Raw genomic sequence first — 20,375 nt, forward strand, 5'->3', positions numbered from 1 at the left:
CTGCGCATCACCGCAGCGGACGGCTTACTCCTGCGCAGGCCGCGCCGCTTCTCCCACCGGAATCCCCAGCAGCCGCGCCTTGCTGCGGAACTCGGCCAGGGTGCCCACGCCGAGCCGCTTCATGCCTTCGCCGCGATACACCCGCACCGTGATTTCGCTCACGCCGAGTTCGTCGGCAATCTGCCGCGCGGGCACGCCCGAAGCACACCGGTTCATGACCTGCCGCTGGCGCGGCGTGAGTTCGAGCCAGCGTTCCTGAAGGTCCTGCAGCGCGGTGGCGTCGGCCAGCCGCACGCGATCCTTGTTCACGGCTTCGGCCACGGCATCGAGCAGATCCTGATCGCGCAGCGGCTTGGTGAGGAAATCCACCGCGCCGGCTTTCATGGCCTTGACCGTCATGACAATGTCGCCATAGCCGCTGATGAAGATCACCGGATGCGCGATGCCGCGGCGCGACAACTCCTGCTGCACCATGAGGCCGCTCAGCCCGCGCAGGCGCACATCGAGCACGATGCACGCCGGCCCCTCGCCGATCAGCCCTTCCTGCAAGGCCTCGATCAGCGCCTCGCCGCGCGAGAACACGCTCGCGTTGAGTCCCGCGGAACTCAGCAGTTGCCGTAGCGACTCGCGCACGTGTTCGTCGTCATCGACCACGAGGACTGTTGGCGCAACAGTCTTGCGTAGTCCAGGCAGGTTGTCGTCCACCGTTTCGTCCTGTTCATGCAACGTCTCTACTATAGCCTTGCAAAAAACGACCCGCCATGCGACGCCCTTCGTCAGGCGCCGCATCTTTCCTGACGAGGAATCGCAGCGTCATCGCGGTGTGTTCAGGCCGGCGATCCATGCGAGACGAGCGCGCCGATCCGGTACGCGTCCACTGGCTCGATGGCCTTCGGCATCGCCGCGTTGCGGTGCATCGACGCATTGCGCTCGATGGCGAGCTTCCCCCATGCCTCGCTCAGCGACGATCCGTACTGCACACATGCCTCGACGGCCGAAGCCAGGACCATCGCGGCGACGTTGCGCGGCACCGGACGCGCAGGCCGCGGACGGAAGATTTCATCGCCGGGCGCAATGGCCGCGCCGCTCATCGCGCAGCGCCCCGACACCCGCGCCCGCGCCGCCACCCACAACTGGTCGCGATAGCAGCAGCGCGTGGCGTCGCGCCAGTCGAGCGTCACCGTGAAAGCGGTCGGACGGTCCACCACGCTCACGCTCAGGCTGCACTGGGCGTCGGCATCGGCGGGCGTCTTGCGGCGCGGCGCGTCGAAGTCCGCTTCGACACGCGGCTCCGGGTCCGCAGGCATGGAGAGTAGCGTGATCGTGCGCGACCAGGGATCGACGAGCTTCGCATCTGACAGCATCTGCGCCTCCTTGAAGGAACGGGGTGGCCGCGAGGAGCGGCAACACGGTGACTTCAAGGTAGCGCGACGCGCACCGCCGAGCCAACTCTACGATGGGCTGCGTCCGGAGGGGAAACAATGGGCGACCCTATACCTTGGTCTAGGGAAACGCCGGAATGCGCGACGGACAAGGCCGGCGCGGCCAGCTTACTGGCGGCGCGACAGGGCGCGCGGTTTCACGCCGAGGACTTCGGCCTGGCGCACGAGGTCCACCACGGAGCGCACGGCCATTTTGCGCATCACCTGCCCGCGATGCAGCTTGATGGTGATCTCGCTGACATGCATTTCGTCGGCGATCTGTTTGTTGAGCAGGCCGCCGAGCACGAACTCCAGCACTTCGCGCTCGCGCGGGGTCAGCGACTCGAAGCGCCCGCGCAGCGCGGCCGTCGACGATTCGAGCAACAGCCGCGCCGCATCGCGCTGCAGCGCCTGGGTGACGGCATCGAGCATGTCCTGCTCGCGGAACGGCTTGGGGAAGAAGTCGAGCGCGCCGGCCTTCATGGCCTTGACCGACATTTCGACATCGGGATAACCCGTGATGAACAGAATGGGAATGTGCGGCGCGATCTTCGCGATGGCCTGCTGGAACGCGAGGCCGCTTTCGCCGCGCAGCCTGACGTCCAGGATCAGGCAGCATGGAATGTTCTCGCGCGTGAAATCGACGAATTCGAGCGGCGAGCCGAACACCTGTACGTGATGTCCGACCGAACGCAGCAGGCTGCCGAGCGACTGCCGGACGTCCTCGTCGTCGTCGATGATATAGACGATCGAAGGCGGCAGTCTGCCGTCATCCTGTCCCGAAGCCGAAGTCATCGTGGTGGTCATGCGACTGTCCCTCGTGCGGTGAGGTCATCTGCGAAACGGCGCGGAATCGGGCGTGCGTTCGTGCGTATGTTCGTGTATCAGGGCGCGCTGCCGCCGCGCGCTTCGCCGCCATTGTAGCGGGGAACGTCCACCCGGTTCAGGTCTGATTGCGCATGCCGGACGCGCTTTTCGGGCAACCCCGTTTTTATACCTAGGTATGGTTATCCGGACCCGGACGACGATTTATTCTGTAAATCAAAATCAAACAACCCAAGGGCTGTCGCACATTTAACCCGAGGGGGTTCAGCCGAGGAATCCCGTGAGTTCTGTCGCGCTCGTGTCCATAGTGGAAGACGACGAATCGGTTCGGAAGGCGACGGAAAATCTCATTCGATCCATGGGATGGGATGTGCTCACTTTCGATTCGGCCGAGGCATTCCTCGACTCGGGCGCCGTCGTGATAACGCGCTGCCTGATTTCAGACGTCACGATGCCCGGCCTGTCCGGCATCGAGATGCACGCGCAGTTGCTCGCGACGGGCCATGCGCCGCCCACCGTCTTCATCACCGGCAATCCCACCGCGCAGGACAGCGCGACGGCACAGGCCAACGGCGCGCTCGCCTATCTGGAAAAACCGGTCGATTCGAATACGATCCTGCACTACGTGCAGCAGGCGCTGGGCACGCCCTGAAACGCCGCTCTCCATTCGGCGAATCGCCATTCGTCCGGGTGCTTCAAAGCGCGTCTTTCAGGGAAGGTTTTTCCCTGAACCGCTAATGCGACATTCGCTCCGCCGGGATCGTGCGTTTGCGTCCGGTTCGAAAAGCGATAATCCGGTTCGGGCGACACGGGTTGAAATCCCGTCGCGTTGAAGTTTCATTTATCAGGAAAACGAAGACCGTGCGACCGCGTAATGCAACTTGTCCGCGCAATTCATTTTGCGCGAATTATTGAATCAACCGGGCATTTGTAATTCGATCTGAAATTAAGCTGCGCAGGGCGGCGGCACGGATTAATCAACAGGCCACGTCGCGCTGCGCGCGCATTGCCGCCTCCCCCTACGTCGGTATAGGGGCTTTGCGTCGCACGGTTGCCGGAACATACCGCCGTACGATTTCGCCGCGCCGGCGTTCGCGCTACTGTGCTGTTGCCAACGGGCCCTAACCCGCGCTGAACCGCGCCTCACAGCAGGGACTCCACGATGGATGCCAACGCGCTCGATCTGTCTCGAATCCAGTTCGCCTTCACGGTGTCCGTGCACATTATCTTTCCGGCGCTGAGCATCGGGCTCGCGAGCTTCATCGCGGTGCTGGAAGCGCGCTATCTGATCACCGGCAAGCCGCACTTCAAGGAACTGTGCGTCTACTGGTCGAAGGTGTTCGCCGTCGGCTTCGGCATGGGCGTCGTGTCGGGCGTCGTCATGGCCTACCAGTTCGGCACCAACTGGTCGGGCTTTTCGAGCTTCGCCGGACCCATCACCGGACCGCTTCTCACCTACGAAGTGATGACCGCCTTCTTCCTCGAAGCCGGCTTCCTCGGCGTGATGCTGTTCGGCTGGGAGAAGGTCGGCCCGAAGGCGCACTTTGCGGCCACCGTGCTGGTCGCCATCGGCACGCTCATCTCCACCTTCTGGATTCTCTCGTCGAACAGCTGGATGCAGACGCCGCAGGGCTTCACGATCGAGCACGGCCACGTGGTGCCGGTGGACTGGTTCGCCGTCATCTTCAACCCGTCGTTTCCGTACCGGCTCGCGCACATGACGATGGCCGCGTTCATCGTCGCGGCGCTGGTGGTCGCGGCGACCGGCGGATGGCATCTGCTGCGCGGCCGGCGCGACGCGGAAATCAAGACCATGTACTCGATGGCGCTCGGCCTGCTGCTGTTCCTCGCGCCGATCCAGGCGTTCGTCGGCGACCAGCACGGCCTGAACACGCGCAAGCATCAGCCGGCGAAGATCGCCGCCATAGAGGGCCTGTGGGAGACGGAGAAAGGCGGCACGTCGCTGAACCTGATCGGCTTTCCCGACATGGACAAGGAAGAAACCCGCTATGCGATCAAGGTGCCGCATCTGGGCAGCCTGATCCTCACGCATAGCTGGAACGGCGAGATTCGCGGGCTCAAGGAATTCCCGAAAGAGGACCGGCCAAATTCGTCGCTGATCTTCTGGACCTTCCGCATCATGGCTGGTCTCGGCGTGCTGATGATCCTCACCGCGTTCGCCGGCCTGCTGCTGCGACGGCGCGGCGCGCTCTTCGAGAGCCGCTGGTTCCAGTGGCTGACCGTGCTGATGGGCCCGGCGGGCGTGGTGTCGCTGATCGCGGGATGGGTCACCACCGAAGCGGGACGCCAGCCCTGGGTCGTGTACGGCGTGCTGCGCACGCGCGACGCCGTGTCGCCGCTGACGGCGCAGAGCGCCGGCGTCTCGCTGTTGATCTTCGTCGTCGTGTATGCGCTGGTGTTCGGCACCGGCGTGTATTACATCGTCAAGCTGATCCGGAGCGGGCCGGGATGCGCGGCAGACCGCAGCGCGCCGCCCGCTTCTGCCCCTGTGCCTGCCGCCTCCGTCGAGGTCAGCGGCCGCCGGCCGCTCGCCGCGGCAACCGACTGATCACCGCTACCGGAGCATCCGCATGGACGTCACTGTGATTTGGGCCGCCATCATCGCCCTGGGTCTTTTCATGTATGTCGCGCTCGACGGCTTCGATCTCGGTGTCGGCATGATGTTTCCCTTCTTCCCCGACGAAGGCGAGCGCGACATCATGATGCACAGCATCGCGCCGGTATGGGACGGCAACGAAACCTGGCTCGTGCTCGGCGGCGCCGCGTTGTTCGCGGCCTTCCCGATGGTCTATGCCGTCGCGCTGTCGGGGCTCTATTTGCCGATCGTCTTCATGCTGGTCTGCCTGATCTTCCGCGGCGTTTCATTCGAGCTGCGCGGCAAGGCCAGCCGCACGAAGAACCTCTGGAATCTCGCGTTCATCTGCGGCTCGGCGGGGGCGGCGTTTTTTCAGGGCGTGATATTGGGCTCCTATCTGCACGGCATTCCGGTGAAGAACGGCGTTTTTTCCGGCGATCCCTTCTTCTGGGTCACGCCGTTCAGCTTCTTCACCGGCATGGGTCTCATGGTGACCTACACCCTGCAGGGCGCCACCTATCTGGTCATGCGTACCGGCGGCGCGTTGCAGGAACGGCTGCATGCGCTTGTCTGGCCATTGACGCTCGCCTTGCTCGGCTTCATCGTGGCCGTCAGCATCTGGACGCCGTTGACCAATGCGCAGGTTGCGCTGCGCTGGTTCGATTCCTCGTTCCGCTACCGGCTTTATCCGATTCCCGTGCTGGTCGCGCTCGCGGCCTTCCTCATGTACCACGCGGTCAAGCGCCGCTCCGACGGCCTGCCCTTCATGGTGTGTCTCGTGCTGATCCTGCTCGGCTATATCGGCCTGCTCGTCAGCATCTGGCCGTATGCGATTCCCGCCAGCGTCACGCTGTGGGACGCCGCCGCGCCGCGCTCCAGCCAGCTTTTCGCGCTGGTCGGCGCCGTCATCATCATTCCGGTCATCATGGCCTACACCACGGCCGGCTACTGGGTCTTCCGCGGCAAGGTCTTGCCGGGCAGCAGCTACGAATGAAGGAGCACACCATGTCCGACACCCCGCACGACACCGAAACCACCGTCGGCAAGCGCATGATGTGGTTCGTCATCCTTTGGCTCGTCGGCTTTGCGGGCACCATGCTGCTCGCGCTGCCGTTCCACTTTCTCGTCGCGGCCTCGATGCATCATTGAAGGTAGCGACGCGAGCATCAATGGAAAGCCCCGTTGCGCTCTCCCGGCGCAACGGGGCTTATCTTTTCTGCTTCTCTCAGGTCCTGCCCTGCTTGCGTCCGACGCCCAAGCGCCGGACGCCCTTCAACATCCTTCAGCCGCCGTTCGCCATCGCCGCATGCAGCGCGCCGTGCTTGGCGCGCCACCGGTAAGGCGTGTCGTCGACGTGACGGCGAAACACCGTCGTGAAATGCGCCTGCGTCCGGAAGCCCACGCTGAAGGCGATATCCGCGACCGTCGAGCGCGTCGTGGCCAGCAGCGTCTGCGCATGCTGGATCTTGCGCCGCAGGATGAAGGTATGCGGTGAGGTGCCGGTCGCCGCACGGAAGCGCGCGGCGAAGTGCATCGGCGACAGCCCGACTGACGCGCCCAGTTCGGCAAGCGTGAGGCTCTGGTCGATGCGCTGGTCGATGAAATCCACCGCGATCTTCACGCGCCACGCTTCGAGCGGCGACACCGACGACGCCCGTGGCGGCTTCACCGCCGCACGCGCCGCGATGATCTCCAGCAGCCGCGCGAGGATGGACAGCACGATGCCGTCGGCATACATGGAGCTCGCCGACGCACGGCCATGCACCGTGCGCAGCAGCGTGCCGGTCAGCTTGATCGCCACCGAATCGCGCACGTGCAGCGGCGCCTTGCCGAAGATCCCGGCCATGTCCGGCACCGTGCCGGCGTCGAGCCATTCGGTCAGCGTCCCGCAGGGCACGTGCACGTGCATGAAGTCGGTCGCCGTGTGAAAGGTGCCGCGCACGTCGAAACCCGGCGGCACGACGATCATCGCGCCCCGGTCGATCACGCCATCGTGAAACGGCATCTCGTTCGCCGCCAGCGTCGCGAGCGACTGCCGCAGGCAGAGCGCGACCAGCAATTCGTCGGCGGGCACCTTCGCGCTCCAGGTGCGGGCGCCGTCGCTGGTCCAGCGGAACACGTCGAAGCCGTTGAGCGCGGCGTCGTCCTCTACGCCGTTCGGCGGCTCAGGAGGCTCCGCCTGAACCTTCGCGACGAGCAGTGCCTCGCCGGTCCCGGCGACGCCATGGCGCGGCACTGCGGGCCATGACGGCGCTGGTTTGCTTTCAAGTGATTCGAACATGGTTCTATCCTCGGCCGTGATTCGGTCTTGCGACCGTGCTGCAAGCGGGAGTCCCGCGCGCCCTTTCCAGCCATGCCGGAATGAGCCAGCTTACGGATCAACGATATCGCCCCGCGTGCGGCGTCGGTAGTCTACGGCGGTATGGAGCGCGGACCGCACATGGTCCAACGCCCTAGACGAACGTATAGGGTCGAGGCGGGGTCGACGCGTGTGATTGGAGCAGCGCTCCTGGTTCCAGCGAGGCGGCAAGGAACGTGCATTCCCGCAATACACAAACGCGCCAGTGGTGAACCATACCGATTGTCCCCGCAGACTCATCGCGGTCACATTCAGGATGCGTCCATGGATAGTCTGACTCGCCGCCAGTTCCTCAAGCTCTCCGCCACCAGTCTGGCGAGCTCGAGCATCGCCCTGATGGGTTTCTCGCCAGACCCGGCGCTCGCGGAGGTCCGACAGTACAAACTCAGCCGCACCACCGAGGTCCGCAACACCTGCACCTACTGTTCGGTGGGCTGCGGCATCCTGATGTACGCGCTCGGCGACAACGCCAAGAACGCGAAAGGCAGCATCATCCATATCGAGGGCGATCCGGACCATCCGGTCAACCGCGGCACGCTGTGCCCCAAGGGCGCGAGCCTGCTCGACATCGTGCACAGCGAGGCGCGGCTCAAGCTGCCGGAATATCGCGCGCCCGGTTCCGACACCTGGGTGCCGATGACCTGGAGCGACGCCTTCGACCGCATCGCGAAGCTGATGAAGGCCGACCGCGATGCGCACTTCGAGCACCAGACGCCTGACGGCAAGACCGTGAACCGTTGGGTGACGACGGGCTTTCTCGCGGCATCGGCGGCCAGCAACGAGGCGGGCTATCTGACGCACAAGGTAGTGCGCAGTCTCGGCATGCTGGCCTTCGACAACCAGGCGCGCGTCTGACACGGCCCCACGGTGGCAGGTCTTGCCCCGACGTTCGGACGTGGCTCCATGACGAATCACTGGGTCGATATCCGCAATGCCGATGTCATCCTCGTGATGGGCGGCAACGCGGCCGAAGCGCATCCGTGCGGCTTCAAATGGGTCACGGAGGCGAAGGCGCATCGCGGTGCGAAGCTCGTCGTGGTGGATCCGCGCTTCACGCGCACGGCGTCGGTGGCGGACTATTACGCGCCGATCCGCACCGGCACCGACATCGCGTTCCTGGGCGGCGTCATCAACCATCTGTTGAGCACGGACCAGATCCAGCACGAGTACGTCCGCAACTACACCGACTTCAGCTTCATCGTGCGGGAGGACTTCGCGTTCAAGGACGGTCTGTATTCCGGCTACGACGCGCAGAAGCGCAAGTACGACAAGACCAGCTGGGAATACGAACTCGGCGCCGACGGCTATGTGAAGACCGACCCGACGCTCGCGCATCCGCGCTGCGTGTATCGGCTGATGAAGGAACATTACTCGCGCTACACGCCGGAGATGGTCGAGAAGATCTGCGGCACGCCGCGCGAGAAGTTCCTGCACGTCTGCGACATGCTCGCCAGCACGGCGGTGCCGGGCCGCGCCGGCACGCTGTTGTATGCGCTCGGCTGGACCCATCACACGGTGGGCGCGCAGATCATCCGCACCGGCGCGATGGTGCAACTCCTGCTTGGGAACATCGGCATCTCGGGCGGAGGGGTGAATGCGCTGCGCGGCCACTCGAACATCCAGGGCCTGACGGACCTCGGCCTGCTGAGCGAGATGCTGCCGGGCTACATGGTCCTGCCGCGCGAGGAGGACCAGGACTATGCGGGCTATCTCGCGCGCCACACGCCGAAGCCCATGCGGCCGAACCAGCTCGACTTCTACCAGAACTACCCGTCCTTCTTCGTCAGCATGATGAAGTCCTGGTACGGCGACGCCGCCACGCGCGAGAACCACTGGGCCTACGACTACCTGCCGAAATGGGACAAGACCTACGACGTGATCCAGAACGTCGAGCTGATGACGCAGGGCAAGATGACCGGCTATGTCTGCCAGGGCTTCAATATCATCGCGTCCGCGCCGGACAAGGCGAAAGTGTTCGACGGACTGTGCAAGCTGAAGTGGCTCGTCATCATGGATCCGCTCGCCACCGAGACTTCGGAGTTCTGGAAGAACCATGGCGATCTCAACGACGCCGATCCGGCGCAGATCCAGACCGAAGTGTTCCGCCTGCCGACCACTTGCTTCGCGGAAGAGAACGGCTCGGTGGTCAGTTCGTCGCGCGTGTTGCAATGGCACTGGAAAGGCGCGGACGCGCCCGGCGAGGCGCTGGCCGATGCCGAGATCATGTCGAGCATCTTCATGCGCATGCGGGCGATGTATCGCAAGGACGGCGGCGCATATCCCGATCCGATCCTGAACCTGAGCTGGCCTTACGTGAACCCGGAAGCCCCGACGCCGGAAGAACTGGCGCAGGAGTACAACGGCTCCGCGCTGACCGATCTCGCCGATCCGTCCCGGCCGCACGTTCAGGTCGTCAAGGCCGGCCAGCAGCTGTCGAGCTTCTCGCAACTGCGCGACGACGGCAGCACGGCCAGCGGCTGCTGGATCTTCTGCGGCGCGTGGACCGAGCAGGGCAACATGATGGCGCGCCGCGACAACGACGACCCAACCGGCATCGGCCAGTCGCTCGGCTGGGCGTGGGCGTGGCCGGAGAATCGCCGCATTCTCTACAACCGCGCGTCCTGCGACACCGCTGGCCGTCCGTTCGATCCGACCCGCCAGCTGATCCGCTGGGACGGCCGCGCGTGGCGCGGCGCCGACGTGCCGGACTACAAGGCGGACGAAGCGCCTTCGCTCGGCATGGGGCCGTTCATCATGAACCCGGAAGGCGTGGCGCGCTTCTTCGCGCGCGACGAGATGAACGAAGGTCCGTTCCCCGAGCACTACGAGCCGTTCGAAACGCCGCTCGGCTATAACCCGCTGCATCCGGATCATCCGGAAGTGACGAGCAACCCGGTGGCGCGCCTGTTCGATTCCGACCGCCGCAAACTCGGCCGCGCGCCCGAGTTCCCGCACACCGCGACCACCTATCGCCTCACCGAGCACTTCCACTTCTGGACCAAGCATTCGCGGCTCAATGCCATCGTGCAACCGGAGCAGTTCGTCGAGATCAGCGAGCAACTGGCGGGCGAGATCGGCGTGGTGGCGGGCGACCGGGTCAAGGTGTCGTCGAAGCGCGGCCATATCGTCGCGATCGCGGTGGTGACCAAGCGCATCAAACCGCTGATGGTGGACGGCAAGCGTGTCGACACGGTGGGCGTGCCGCTGCACTGGGGCTACAAGGGTCTCGCGAAGCCGGGTTATCTCGCCAACACGCTCACGCCTTCCGTGGGCGACGGCAACACGCAGACGCCCGAGTTCAAGTCGTTCCTCGTCAAGGTCGAAAAAGTGTGAGGCTCGTTCATGTCCCTGCAATCGCTCGATATCAAACGTCTTTCCGCGACCACCGTGGTGCCGCCCAGCGACCGCAGGCCGGTCACCGGCACGGTGGCGAAACTGATCGACGTGTCCAAGTGCATCGGCTGCAAGGCGTGCCAGACGGCCTGCATGGAGTGGAACGACCTGCGTGACGAGATCGGCGACAACGTCGGCGTGTATGACAATCCGCGCGATCTCTCGGAGCACTCGTGGACCGTCATGCGCTTCACCGAGTACGAGAATCCGAAAGGCGATCTCGAATGGCTGATCCGCAAGGACGGCTGCATGCATTGCTGGGACCCGGGTTGCCTGAAGGCGTGTCCCTCGCCCGGCGCGATCGTGCAGTACACGAACGGCATCGTCGATTTTCACGAGGAAAACTGCATCGGCTGCGGCTACTGCATTGCCGGATGTCCGTTCAACGTGCCGCGTCTCTCGAAGACCGATCACCGCATGTACAAGTGCACGCTGTGTTCGGATCGCGTCGCCGTGGGGCAGGAACCCGCGTGCGCGAAGACCTGCCCGACCGGCGCCATCATGTTCGGCACCAAGGAGGACATGAAGGCGCAGGCCAACGACCGCATCGTCGACCTGAAGCAGCGCGGCTTCGAGCACGCGGGGCTGTACGACCCGGCGGCCGTCGGCGGCACCCATGTGATGTACGTGCTGCACCACGCGGATCAGCCCTCGCTGTATCACGGACTGCCCGACAAGCCGCGCATCAATCCGATGGTCGGCATCTGGAAAGGCATCTTCAAACCGGTGGGATTGGCGATCCTCTTCCTGACCATCATCGCGACGTTTTTCCATTACATCCGGATCGGTCCCAACAAGGTGCATCCCGAAGACGAGGAAGCCGCCCGTGCCGAGATGGACGCATTCAAGGAGAAGGAGAAACAGGATGGACCACACTGAAGGCGGCGAGGAAGTCCTGATCGAACGCTACAACGCCAACGAGCGCTCGATTCACTGGGTCACGGCCATCAGCTTCGTGATGCTGGCGCTGTCAGGGCTCGCGCTGTTTCATCCCGCGCTGTTCTGGCTCTCCGCGCTGTTCGGCGGCGGCCAGTGGATGCGCATTCTGCATCCGTTCATCGGGCTGGTGATGTTCTCGGCGTTCTCATGCCTGGCGCTGCGCTACTGGCATCACAAACTGATCGACTGGGACGATATCAAATGGCTGCTGCATATCGTCGATATCCTCAACAACCGCGAGACAGGGGTGCCGGAAGTCTCGCGCTACAACGCGGGCCAGAAGATGCTGTTCTGGACGCTGCTGCCTTGCATGATGCTGCTGCTGGCATCGGGCATCGTGATCTGGCGACGCTATTTCTCGGCGTACTTTCCCATCGATGTCCTGCGCCTCGCCGCGCTCGCGCATGCGCTCGCCGCGTTCGTGCTGATCACCGCCATCCTCGTGCATATCTACGCCGGCATCTGGATACGCGGCACGCTCGGCGCGATGCTGCACGGCACTGTGACGCCAGGATGGGCGCACAAGCATCATCCGCGCTGGTTCCGCTCGGTGGCGAAGGAGCGGGCCGCGGCGAAGCCATCGACCGACTGACATGCCCGCGGACGGTTCAGACCGGCCGCATTACTCATCATCCAGGAGCCTTCATGAGCACACTCTATCTGCCGGTCAGCGCCATCGATCACGTGCAAGGTGCAAGCGACGCGCCGGTCACGCTGGTCGAGTACGGGGACTTCCAATGCCCGTATTGCGGCGCGATGCATCAGGTCATCAAGGAAATTCAGCGCGTGATGGGCGCGAAACTGCGCTTCGTGTTCCGGCATTTTCCGCTGACGGAACTGCATGAACACGCGCTGCGCGCCGCGCGCTTTGCCGAAGCGGGCGCGGCTGTGGACCGGTTCTGGGAAGCGCACGACATCCTGTTCGACAACCAGGCCGACCTGAGCGACGGCGCGCTGGAACAGTATGCAAGGCTGGCCGGGATTCCGGGTCCGGAACTCGCGGCCGCCTTCGAAGGCGCGCACGATGCGCGGATCCAGCGCGACTACACGAGCGGCGTGCGCAGCGACGTGCAGGGCACGCCGACCTTGTTCATCAACGAGGTTCGCCATGACGGCGCGCATGACATCGAGACCCTGCTCGCCGCCATGCAACGCATCTGACCGTGTTGATAGCGCGACGCCTGTGAATCAGGCGTCGCCCGGAAAGACATCCACGGCCTTGACGACCACGGCCGTGCGCTCCGCCAGATCGCCGATACGCGACAGATAGTGCTGGAAATGCGCGGTGCTTCGGTGCGAGGCGATGGCATCGTGGCTCAGATAGAGTTCGTCGAGCACGAACTGGCCGGCGTTGTCGACGTCCTGCCAGAGGTCATAGCGCAGATTGCCGGCTTCCGCGCGTGACGGCCCGGCCATGCCGCGCAACAGCGTGCCGAGTTCTTCCTCTCGCCCCGGTTTCGCTTTCAGGATGGCGACGACTTTCACATTCGAGGTCACGGGTGTTTCTCCTTCGCAAGGTGAGCGCGCGTGAGCGCATGACTATTCGGCTTCAATGTACCTGATGCGCGGCCAGGAATTCATGAACCTGCGCAACGACGGACGCGCCCTCGCCCACGGCCGCCGATACCCGCTTGATCGAACCGAAGCGCGCATCGCCGATGGCGAACACGCCGTCCACGCTGGTTTCGAACGGACGCGGGTGCTGTTCGAGACCGCTGCGCGCCGCATTGCCGGTCAGCACGAAGCCCTTGTCGTCGGTGTCGACGCTGCAATCCCTGAGCCAGCGCGTATTCGGTTCGGCGCCGGTGAACAGGAACAGATGCCGGACCTCGAAGCTGCGCTCGCCCAGCGGTCCGCGCGTGTTGACGCCCGTGAGTCCGGCGCTGTCGCTGGACAGCGAGACCACCTCGGTGTCCGTGTACAAGGTCACGTTCGTGAGCCGCGCGATGCGATCGATCAGATACTGCGACATGTGCTCCTGCAAACCATGCCCGCGAATCAGCAGATGCACCCGCTGGGCCCGCGACGCCAGATACACGACGCCCTGTCCCGCCGAATTGCCGCCGCCCACCACGACCACATCCAGTCCCCTGCATAGCTTGGCCTCCACCGGCGACGTGCCGAAGAACACGCCCCGGCCGGTGAGCTTCTCCAGTCCGTCGATGTCGGGCTTCAAATAAGCCGCGCCCGATGCAATCACGACCGTATGCGCGGCCACGCGGCGACCGTCCTCCAGTTCGACTTCCAGCGGCGAGCATTCGCAACGCAGCAGTCTGATGCGGGTGGGAATGGAAATGTGAACGCCGAACTTCTGCGCCTGCACGAAGGCTCTTCCCGTCAGCGCCTGCCCCGAGATGCCGGCAGGAAAGCCCAGATAGTTTTCAATCCGCGCGCTCGTGCCCGCCTGACCGCCGGGGCCCCAGCTGTCGAAGATCACCACCGAGAGTCCCTCGGACGCGGCATAGACTGCCGCCGCAAGTCCGGCCGGGCCCGCGCCGACGATCGCCATGTCGTAGGTATGCTGCGGGTCGAAGCTCGGCAGCCAGCCGAGCCGCGACGCCACTTCGTTTTCATCCGGCGCGCGCAGCACGGTGCCGTCGGGACAGACCATGATCGGGAAATCCGCGGGCGTCGCGGAGACGCGTTCGAGCAGGGAAAGCGTTTCGGGATCGTCCTGCGCATCGATTAACGAGTAGGGATACGCGTTGCGCCTGAGCAGGTCCTGCAACGAAATGACGCGAGGATCGGTCGAATTGCCGATCAACACCGGACCGCTGCCCCGCTCGATCAAGCCCGCGCGCCGCAGGATCAGCGCGCGCATCACCTTCTCGCCAACCTCCGCTTCCATGACCAGCAGCCGCCGCAAGTCGACGCTCTGCACGACGATCGCCACCGTGTCCTCGACCACCACGCCGTCGCCGAGACAGGGATGCCCGAACAGCTGCGCGATCTCGCCCATGAACTGCCCGGTCCGGTATTCGAAGATGCGGTGCACGCGGCCCACGGCATCGCGCCGGATCACGCGCACGAGTCCGCTCAGCATGATGACGAGGCCGGGACTGGGACGGCCCATCGTGAACATGGTCGCGCCGGCGCTCCAGCTGAGCGCTTCGCCGAAGCCGCCGATGCGGTCTATCTCGCGTGCCGAGAGCACCGGGAACATCTGCTCGACGCGGCTGGACAGCGGCGAATACGCGCCGTCCGCATCGGCGCGGGCGGCGGACTGCAGATCCGTGATGCCCGACTCGTCCGTTTGCTGATCCTCTTCCTGAGGAGATTCGATCTCCCATGCCAGCGTCGCCGCCGGCGTGGGGCGCGTGTTTCCGGAGTCACTGTCGCCGCTCATCGATGCCTCGTGGAAAAGCCGTTGGAACCTCACGAATCTAATCCACGCGCGTTCGACGTGCGGGCTTCCGTGCGATGTCGACAAGTCCCTGCAATAGCGAGACCGGGTCTTGCCGCTTCGCACGGTTTGCGCAGGTCAACTGAAAGCGGCAGGCGCCACGGCATTCGCTTAACGTCGGACCGGTGCAACGCGCGGCATCCGAGCGGCGCCGCATCCGATCCACACATCGCATGGAGAGCGAAAGTCATGCAGGATTTCAACGGCAAGGTCGTCGTCATCACGGGTGGCGCAACGGGCATCGGCTTCGCGCTGGCCCGGCAGTTCGGCCAGCAAGGGGCGCAATTGCTGATCGCCGGGATGAACCCGGCGCGCCTGGAACACGCCGCGAAGGAACTCGCGGGTCACGCATCGCGCGTCGAGATCTTCGAATGCGACGTAACGGCCCGCAATCAGGTGGAAGCGCTCGCCGACTTCGCATGGAGCAAGTTCAAGCAGGTCGATGTGATCGTCAACAACGCCGGTGTCGGTCCCGTGCCATCGAGCGTGATCGACGCGCGGCCCGAAGACGTGCAGAGCGTGCTGGCGGTGAACCTGTTCGGCGTGCTGCACGGGGTCTCGGTGTTCGGCAAGCGTTTCATCGCGCAGAAGACGCCGTGCGCGATCTATAACGTCGGCTCGGAAAACGCGTTCTTCAATGCGATTCCGGAAGGCGCCGGATATGTCGCGAGCAAGCACGCCGTGCTCGCCGTGACCGTGGCGTTGCGCGAAGAAGCGCCCGACTTCATGGATGTCGCGCTCATCTGTCCGGGACTGGTCCGCTCCGAGCTTGCGAAGGAAACGCAGGAAGGCATGGACACGGACAAGTACGCGGCCATTGTCATGAAGCAGATCAAGGCCGGCGAGTTCTACATCATGTCCCATGCGTACAACTTCGTGCGCATCAGCGCGCGCTGGCGCGAGGTCGAGGCCGCCTTCAGGAAATATGCGCCGCGCTATGAAGGCGACATCGAGTTCGACGTGCGGACGCTCGGCACGAAGAACGGCTGGTATCCGCGCTATCCGGATGCGTCGGCAGACCTTCCTGTGTAGCGCCGCGCCGCGGCGAGGCGCTCATGTCCTCGCCGCGCTGCCTCGGCTCAACCGTTGCCGCCGTGAAACAGGCCGAGCTTGTTGTTCACGGAGGTCACGCCCTTCACCGAACGCGCAACGTCGCCCGCCACTGGGATCTGGTCGCCGCTTCTGACCGAACCCGACAGCGTCACCACGCCACTCCGCGCGCGGACGAACACGCCTGAGCTGTCGAAGCCCGGCGTCTTCAGCAGCGCACGCCGGACCGCCTTTGCCAGCGCGCGGTCGGCGCTCTTCTGATTCGTCGTGTTTGCGCTCGTGGCGCCCTGATTCACCGGTGCATCCGTCGTCTGCGCCATGAGTCCCGGTGGCGCCATCAGGCAGGCGCAGGCGAGCATCATCGATACGGTTCTGACTCTCATGCCAATCTCCTTCAGGTTGAGCGCCACGCCGGTCCAGATGTGGATCAGCGCGTCCCACTGATGCGCGCGGCGTCCCGACGCCGCTTTTCCGCGACACGCGCCTGGGCGTCCTCGATGTCGTAAGGAAACCGGTGACTCGATGCCTGCGCCGGATGGTAGCCCACCGCAGCCAGTTCCTCGAGTTCCTCGCGGGCCTGCGCACGCGTCATCGGCTGGTCCGGCGACTGCGCGTTCGCACCGGATGTCATCAGCATAGTCATCAGAAAGTCAAACGTCAGTTGCCGGAACCTCATGTTCGCCTCCGTGCGCCCACGGGGAAAACGATAAGGGCATAACGTCAGCCCCGCGCGCTGCCGTGGCTTTGTATAACGGGCGCCGGGGTATTGGGGAAGCGCTAACTTCTGATGAATGCATTCGGCAAGCGCTCGTTCGCTCCGGCAAGACATCGGCGACGCTCATCGTTAGCCTGAGCCTCACAGACAACCACCGTGGATGATGAGCATGGACACCCGCATCGCGCCGTTTGCAGGCAAGACCTTCGAAGTCCGCTATCGAGGACTGACGGCCATCAACGCCTATGCGAGCGACGGCAAGCGCATGCGCTACGAGATCACGGAAGGCGCCTTGGCCGGCGCGCACGGCGAGGTCGAATACACGTGGAAGGAAGTAGCGAGCCAGGTCTTCGCAATCGTCTGGCAGGAAGCCGATGCGTCGACCGTCGTGCACGTCGACGATTTCGCCAAAGGCGTGTCGCTGTCTTACTTCACGACGCCGAAAAACGAGTTGTTTCGGCTGGAGGGAAGCCTGACAGAACGCTAGCCGCCGCACAGGCTTCCCGTTGCACGTTCAGCCAATGGACTCCACGATGCCGCCATCCACCCGCAACGCGGCGCCGGTCGTCGCGGAAGCCTCGACCGAGCACGCATACAGCACCATGTTCGCCACTTCCTCGACCTTCGCGGCGCGCTGGATGATCGACGAGCCGCGCGTCGCCATGACGAATTCGTTCAGCGCCTGCTCAACGGTCTTGCCTTCGCTGGCGGCTTTGTCGGCCATCATCGCGCGGGCGCCATCGGACAGCGTCGGACCGGGCAGCACGGCGTTCACCGTCACGCCGGTGCCGGCCGCCTGCTTGGCGATGCCGCGTGCAATGCCCAGCTGCGCGGTCTTGCTGAACGCGTAGGGCAGCATGTCGGGCGGAATGTTCAAACCCGACTCGGACGACATGAACACCACGCGGCCCCAGCGCCGCTCCATCATGCCTTGCAGATAGGCGCGGGTCAGGCGGACGCCGGACATGACGTTGATCTGGAAGTAGCGCTCCCAGTCGTCGTCGGTGGCGCTGAAGAGCGTGCCGGGTCCGAATACGCCCAGGTTGTTGACGAGGATGTCGGCGCGCGGCACGGCTTCCGTGAACGCAGCGACGCCCGCCGCCGAGCCGAGGTCGCCCGCCACGCCCTTGAGCGATGCGCCCGGCGCCTCCTTGCGAAGCTTCGCGACCGCGCATTCGACGGCTTCCGCCGTCCTGCCGTTGATGACCGTATCCGCGCCGGCGCGAGCCAATCCGCTCGCGATGGCAAAACCGATGCCGCCCGAAGACGCGCTGACCACCGCGATCTTTCCGGAGAGATCGAAATTCATGGGATGTCCTTCCTGAGGTTTGACGTGATGACGCGATGACATGATGACGCGATGCGGGGCGCCTGCTCCGCACAGCATCGGAGCAGGCGGCGATCACCTCACTTCTTCTTCGCCACTTCGGCGGCAAGCGCCTTCAGTCCGTCTTCGTAGATGCCCTGGAACAGACGCGACACTTCCGCGTCGCTCACGCCCTTGGGCTGGAAGCGCCCGGACCACTCCACGCGCGAGCCCTTCGCTCCGAGGTCCACGACCTTGATCGTCGACACATAGTCGGTCACCGGAAACGGCGCCTGAAGAATCGCATAGCTATAGCTCTTGCCGGCGTTGTCGAAAGCAATGAGCCGCTCGACGATCGTCTCGCCGTCCGGATTGGCGAGATGCCTCACGCGGCCGCCTTCGCTCAGTTCGCTCTTCGGTATGTAGGGCAGCCAGTCAGGCAAGGACCCGAAGCCGCCGATCAGCTGCCAGGTCTGATCGGCCGGAAGATTGATGTCGATGCGGGTGGATGCTTCAGCCATGACGCCTCCTTACTTGTTGTCGATGGGCAAGGGAGCGAGCGGCGATACCAGGCCCTGCTCGCGCATCTCGCGCCAGAAATCATCGGGGATCTTCGTCCTGAGGGCCGCTGAATCTTCGGCGATACGTCCCGGATGACTCGCGCCCGGAATGACCGCCGCCACCGCCGGATGCGCCAGACAGAACTGCAATGCGGCCGCCTTGACCGGAATGTCGTATTGCTCGGTCAGCGCCTTGATGCGTTCCACCTTCGCGAGGATCTTCGGCTTCGCGGGGGCATACTCGAAGTGACTGCCGCCCGCCAGCACGCCCGAACTGTACGGACCGCCAATCACGATATCCACCTTCTTCTCCAGCGCCGCCGGCATCAGGCGCTGCAAGCCGGTCTCGTGGTCCAGCAGCGAGTAGCGTCCTGCCACCAGCATGCCGTTCGGGTGCGCGTGATCCAGTCCGAGCGTGAGTTCAATCGGCTCGACCCGGTTCACGCCCAGCCCCCAGCCCTTGATCACGCCTTCCTTCTGCAAACGTGACAACGCATGGAACGCACCGGTCCGCGCGATCTCGAACTGCGCGAGCCACGCGTCGCCGTGGAAGTCCTGCGCGATGTCATGAACCCACACGAAATCGATCCGGTCCGTCTGCAAGCGCTTCAGGCTGTCCTCGATGGATTTCAGCGTGCCGCTCTCCGTGTAGTCGTAGACGATCTTGTTCTTTCGTCCGTACTGGAACAGCGTGCCCTTCTCGCCGAACTCCTGCGCGCCTTCCACCACTTCATCCAGGATGATGCGGCCCACCTTCGTGCTGAGCACATACTCGTCGCGCTTGCGCTTCGCCAGTCCTTCGCCGACGCGCAGTTCGGACAGCCCGCCGCCGTAGAACGGCGCGGTGTCGAAGTAGCGGATGCCCTGGTCCCACGCGGCATCGAGGGTGGCGAGCGCCTCTTCCTGCGGAATGTTGCGGAACATGTTGCCCAAAGGGGCCGCGCCGAAACCATGCGGGCCGCTCAACAAGCTGCTGCGGATACTCATGCCTGACTCCTGGATCGAGATGAGATTGAAAGAGTGAAATCGCATTGACGACAAGCGCGGCGCGTGGCGCGGGGCACATCGCGACATGCCGCGCGGCGCGGAATTGCGTCCGGATGCGCGCGGACCACCGTTGCTGTCTCCGCTGTCTCGTCCATTTCATTGTCCTTGGCCCTTCCTGATGAGTCTTCCGGTTTCAGACGGGCGATTGCCGCATTGCAGGCTCGCGCTTCTGTGTTGCCGGTCTTCGCTCGTGCCATGCGGATTATTTAAAACGAACGCTGAATGTCTTGAATCGCGATTATCGAAATAATCACGCTTATATCGGCGCGTTTAGGCCACAGGCTAAAAACTCGTAGTAATACGAATAGAAAAATAAATCACAATTTCATAGGCTTCACATAATCGCGATCCATTCCCTTCGGCAGGCTTTTTTAAATACGCCGTCAGGCACCCTTTCCGACGTCTTGAAGCGTTCATGACGGATCACTAAACAACCATTCACTTGTCAAAGTGAAGCGTTCAGCTCGGCGATTAACCGGAGACAGCATGCGGATCAATCGGGGATTGGAAAGCGCAGTGTTGGCGCTGTGCGTGACATTGGCGTCCTGTGGAGGCGATTCGAATTCGCCGGATTCAACGAGTGCGGCACACACCGCGCAAAGCAACCCGCCTCGCGCGACATTACCGGTTGCTTTGGTATCGCCGGTATCCGCTCCCGCCGGATCGTCTTCCCTTGCTGTTTCAAACACCGCCGTTCAGGCCGCTTCGGCCAGCCCTTCCACCACACTCGCCACGCCCGCCAGCCCTTCCCCATCGGCCGC

At 64.1% G+C, this 20,375-nt stretch carries 22 protein-coding genes; 10 read left to right on the forward strand and 12 right to left on the reverse strand.

The annotated features are described in order from the left end of the window. Positions 1-24 precede the first annotated feature (24 nt). From QCE63_RS24635 to QCE63_RS24645, 3 genes are all read right to left on the reverse strand, one after another. Positions 25-705 (reverse strand): response regulator, encoded by a 681-nt coding sequence (locus QCE63_RS24635; RefSeq protein WP_309836659.1) that lies wholly within the window; start codon positions 703-705, stop codon positions 25-27. Positions 706-827: 122 nt separating this feature from the next. After that, entirely contained in the window at positions 828-1,364 is a 537-nt protein-coding gene (locus QCE63_RS24640; protein WP_309836661.1) for a DUF3331 domain-containing protein, read from the reverse strand. Positions 1,365-1,550: 186 nt separating this feature from the next. Next, positions 1,551-2,228, reverse strand: a complete 678-nt coding sequence (locus tag QCE63_RS24645; RefSeq protein WP_309836662.1) for a response regulator — start codon at positions 2,226-2,228, stop codon at positions 1,551-1,553. A 325-nt stretch (positions 2,229-2,553) separates the two neighbouring features. Here QCE63_RS24645 and QCE63_RS24650 point away from each other — a divergent pair, with 325 nt between their 5' ends. The 4 genes from QCE63_RS24650 to QCE63_RS24665 all read left to right on the forward strand — a co-directional run bounded on the left by QCE63_RS24650 (position 2,554) and on the right by QCE63_RS24665 (position 5,991). Continuing rightward, the gene (locus QCE63_RS24650) at positions 2,554-2,898 is read left to right on the forward strand and encodes a response regulator (protein ID WP_309837327.1); all 345 of its coding nucleotides are present in this window, start codon (positions 2,554-2,556) and stop codon (positions 2,896-2,898) included. A 510-nt stretch (positions 2,899-3,408) separates the two neighbouring features. Further along, positions 3,409-4,815, forward strand: coding sequence for a cytochrome ubiquinol oxidase subunit I (locus tag QCE63_RS24655; RefSeq protein ID WP_309836663.1), 1,407 nt, complete (start codon positions 3,409-3,411; stop codon positions 4,813-4,815). Positions 4,816-4,837: 22 nt separating this feature from the next. After that, the gene (gene cydB / locus QCE63_RS24660; protein ID WP_309836665.1) at positions 4,838-5,836 is read left to right on the forward strand and encodes a cytochrome d ubiquinol oxidase subunit II; all 999 of its coding nucleotides are present in this window, start codon (positions 4,838-4,840) and stop codon (positions 5,834-5,836) included. Between the two features lie 11 nt (positions 5,837-5,847). Next, positions 5,848-5,991 carry a hypothetical protein gene (locus QCE63_RS24665; RefSeq protein ID WP_309836667.1) on the forward strand — a complete coding sequence of 48 codons (144 nt, stop codon included), beginning with the start codon at positions 5,848-5,850 and terminating at the stop codon, positions 5,989-5,991. Between the two features lie 133 nt (positions 5,992-6,124). Here the strand turns inward: QCE63_RS24665 and QCE63_RS24670 are convergent, their stop codons facing one another. Continuing rightward, positions 6,125-7,123, reverse strand: coding sequence for an AraC family transcriptional regulator (locus QCE63_RS24670; protein ID WP_309836668.1), 999 nt, complete (start codon positions 7,121-7,123; stop codon positions 6,125-6,127). Between the two features lie 342 nt (positions 7,124-7,465). On the opposite strand from QCE63_RS24670, the gene fdnG reads away from it, so the two are divergent. From fdnG to QCE63_RS24690, 4 genes are read left to right on the forward strand one after another with little or no spacing between them, the layout of a single operon-like run. After that, on the forward strand, positions 7,466-10,534 hold the full coding sequence (gene fdnG, locus QCE63_RS24675) for a formate dehydrogenase-N subunit alpha (protein WP_309836670.1): 3,069 nt from the start codon (positions 7,466-7,468) through the stop codon (positions 10,532-10,534). Positions 10,535-10,543: 9 nt separating this feature from the next. Further along, positions 10,544-11,473 carry a formate dehydrogenase subunit beta gene (fdxH, locus tag QCE63_RS24680; protein WP_309836671.1) on the forward strand — a complete coding sequence of 310 codons (930 nt, stop codon included), beginning with the start codon at positions 10,544-10,546 and terminating at the stop codon, positions 11,471-11,473. Continuing rightward, a complete protein-coding gene (locus QCE63_RS24685) occupies positions 11,460-12,125 on the forward strand; it encodes a formate dehydrogenase subunit gamma (protein ID WP_309836672.1) in 666 nt (221 codons plus the stop codon). Before fdxH ends, QCE63_RS24685 begins: the two co-directional genes overlap by 14 nt. A 53-nt stretch (positions 12,126-12,178) precedes the next feature. Continuing rightward, entirely contained in the window at positions 12,179-12,694 is a 516-nt protein-coding gene (locus QCE63_RS24690; protein WP_309836673.1) for a DsbA family protein, read from the forward strand. A 27-nt stretch (positions 12,695-12,721) separates the two neighbouring features. On the opposite strand, the gene QCE63_RS24695 is transcribed toward QCE63_RS24690, so the two are convergent. Then, entirely contained in the window at positions 12,722-13,030 is a 309-nt protein-coding gene (locus QCE63_RS24695) for a putative quinol monooxygenase (protein ID WP_309836675.1), read from the reverse strand. Positions 13,031-13,082: 52 nt separating this feature from the next. Next, positions 13,083-14,879 (reverse strand): FAD-dependent oxidoreductase, encoded by a 1,797-nt coding sequence (locus tag QCE63_RS24700; RefSeq protein WP_309836676.1) that lies wholly within the window; start codon positions 14,877-14,879, stop codon positions 13,083-13,085. Positions 14,880-15,125: 246 nt separating this feature from the next. Between QCE63_RS24700 and QCE63_RS24705 the strand changes: the two genes are divergently transcribed. Then, complete coding sequence (locus QCE63_RS24705) at positions 15,126-15,968, forward strand: SDR family NAD(P)-dependent oxidoreductase (protein WP_309836677.1); 843 nt, start codon at positions 15,126-15,128, stop codon at positions 15,966-15,968. 47 nt (positions 15,969-16,015) lie between these two features. On the opposite strand, the gene QCE63_RS24710 is transcribed toward QCE63_RS24705, so the two are convergent. Beyond that, positions 16,016-16,369, reverse strand: coding sequence for a BON domain-containing protein (locus QCE63_RS24710; protein ID WP_309836678.1), 354 nt, complete (start codon positions 16,367-16,369; stop codon positions 16,016-16,018). 44 nt (positions 16,370-16,413) lie between these two features. After that, a complete protein-coding gene (locus QCE63_RS24715; RefSeq protein ID WP_309836680.1) occupies positions 16,414-16,629 on the reverse strand; it encodes a DUF4148 domain-containing protein in 216 nt (71 codons plus the stop codon). Between the two features lie 235 nt (positions 16,630-16,864). On the opposite strand from QCE63_RS24715, the gene QCE63_RS24720 reads away from it, so the two are divergent. Further along, a complete protein-coding gene (locus QCE63_RS24720) occupies positions 16,865-17,188 on the forward strand; it encodes a MoaF-related domain-containing protein (protein ID WP_309837329.1) in 324 nt (107 codons plus the stop codon). A 27-nt stretch (positions 17,189-17,215) separates the two neighbouring features. Here the strand turns inward: QCE63_RS24720 and QCE63_RS24725 are convergent, their stop codons facing one another. From QCE63_RS24725 to QCE63_RS24740, 4 genes are all read right to left on the reverse strand, one after another. Continuing rightward, positions 17,216-18,010: an SDR family NAD(P)-dependent oxidoreductase gene (locus tag QCE63_RS24725; RefSeq protein ID WP_309836681.1), complete on the reverse strand. Its 795-nt coding sequence runs from the start codon at positions 18,008-18,010 to the stop codon at positions 17,216-17,218. 98 nt (positions 18,011-18,108) lie between these two features. After that, entirely contained in the window at positions 18,109-18,528 is a 420-nt protein-coding gene (locus QCE63_RS24730; protein ID WP_309836682.1) for an SRPBCC family protein, read from the reverse strand. 9 nt (positions 18,529-18,537) lie between these two features. Then, complete coding sequence (locus tag QCE63_RS24735) at positions 18,538-19,554, reverse strand: aldo/keto reductase (protein WP_309836683.1); 1,017 nt, start codon at positions 19,552-19,554, stop codon at positions 18,538-18,540. A gap of 473 nt (positions 19,555-20,027) precedes the next feature. Then, the gene (locus tag QCE63_RS24740; RefSeq protein WP_309836684.1) at positions 20,028-20,303 is read right to left on the reverse strand and encodes a hypothetical protein; all 276 of its coding nucleotides are present in this window, start codon (positions 20,301-20,303) and stop codon (positions 20,028-20,030) included. Positions 20,304-20,375 lie beyond the last annotated feature (72 nt).

It is taken from the genome of Caballeronia sp. LZ065, from assembly GCF_031450975.1.
Classification (GTDB): Bacteria; Pseudomonadota; Gammaproteobacteria; order Burkholderiales; family Burkholderiaceae; genus Caballeronia.

What these genes read in the sequence shown, in the direction of transcription:
- QCE63_RS24640 (WP_309836661.1), bottom strand. Translation starts at nt 1,364, where the DNA reads ATGCTGTCAGATGCGAAGCTCGTCGATCCCTGGTCGCGCACGATCACG.
- QCE63_RS24645 (WP_309836662.1), bottom strand. Translation starts at nt 2,228, where the DNA reads ATGACCACCACGATGACTTCGGCTTCGGGACAGGATGACGGCAGACTG.
- QCE63_RS24655 (WP_309836663.1), top strand. Translation starts at nt 3,409, where the DNA reads ATGGATGCCAACGCGCTCGATCTGTCTCGAATCCAGTTCGCCTTCACG.
- cydB (WP_309836665.1), top strand. Translation starts at nt 4,838, where the DNA reads ATGGACGTCACTGTGATTTGGGCCGCCATCATCGCCCTGGGTCTTTTC.
- QCE63_RS24665 (WP_309836667.1), top strand. Translation starts at nt 5,848, where the DNA reads ATGTCCGACACCCCGCACGACACCGAAACCACCGTCGGCAAGCGCATG.
- QCE63_RS24670 (WP_309836668.1), bottom strand. Translation starts at nt 7,123, where the DNA reads ATGTTCGAATCACTTGAAAGCAAACCAGCGCCGTCATGGCCCGCAGTG.
- fdxH (WP_309836671.1), top strand. Translation starts at nt 10,544, where the DNA reads ATGTCCCTGCAATCGCTCGATATCAAACGTCTTTCCGCGACCACCGTG.
- QCE63_RS24685 (WP_309836672.1), top strand. Translation starts at nt 11,460, where the DNA reads ATGGACCACACTGAAGGCGGCGAGGAAGTCCTGATCGAACGCTACAAC.
- QCE63_RS24690 (WP_309836673.1), top strand. Translation starts at nt 12,179, where the DNA reads ATGAGCACACTCTATCTGCCGGTCAGCGCCATCGATCACGTGCAAGGT.
- QCE63_RS24700 (WP_309836676.1), bottom strand. Translation starts at nt 14,879, where the DNA reads ATGAGCGGCGACAGTGACTCCGGAAACACGCGCCCCACGCCGGCGGCG.
- QCE63_RS24705 (WP_309836677.1), top strand. Translation starts at nt 15,126, where the DNA reads ATGCAGGATTTCAACGGCAAGGTCGTCGTCATCACGGGTGGCGCAACG.
- QCE63_RS24710 (WP_309836678.1), bottom strand. Translation starts at nt 16,369, where the DNA reads ATGAGAGTCAGAACCGTATCGATGATGCTCGCCTGCGCCTGCCTGATG.
- QCE63_RS24715 (WP_309836680.1), bottom strand. Translation starts at nt 16,629, where the DNA reads ATGACTATGCTGATGACATCCGGTGCGAACGCGCAGTCGCCGGACCAG.
- QCE63_RS24720 (WP_309837329.1), top strand. Translation starts at nt 16,865, where the DNA reads ATGAGCATGGACACCCGCATCGCGCCGTTTGCAGGCAAGACCTTCGAA.
- QCE63_RS24725 (WP_309836681.1), bottom strand. Translation starts at nt 18,010, where the DNA reads ATGAATTTCGATCTCTCCGGAAAGATCGCGGTGGTCAGCGCGTCTTCG.
- QCE63_RS24730 (WP_309836682.1), bottom strand. Translation starts at nt 18,528, where the DNA reads ATGGCTGAAGCATCCACCCGCATCGACATCAATCTTCCGGCCGATCAG.
- QCE63_RS24735 (WP_309836683.1), bottom strand. Translation starts at nt 19,554, where the DNA reads ATGAGTATCCGCAGCAGCTTGTTGAGCGGCCCGCATGGTTTCGGCGCG.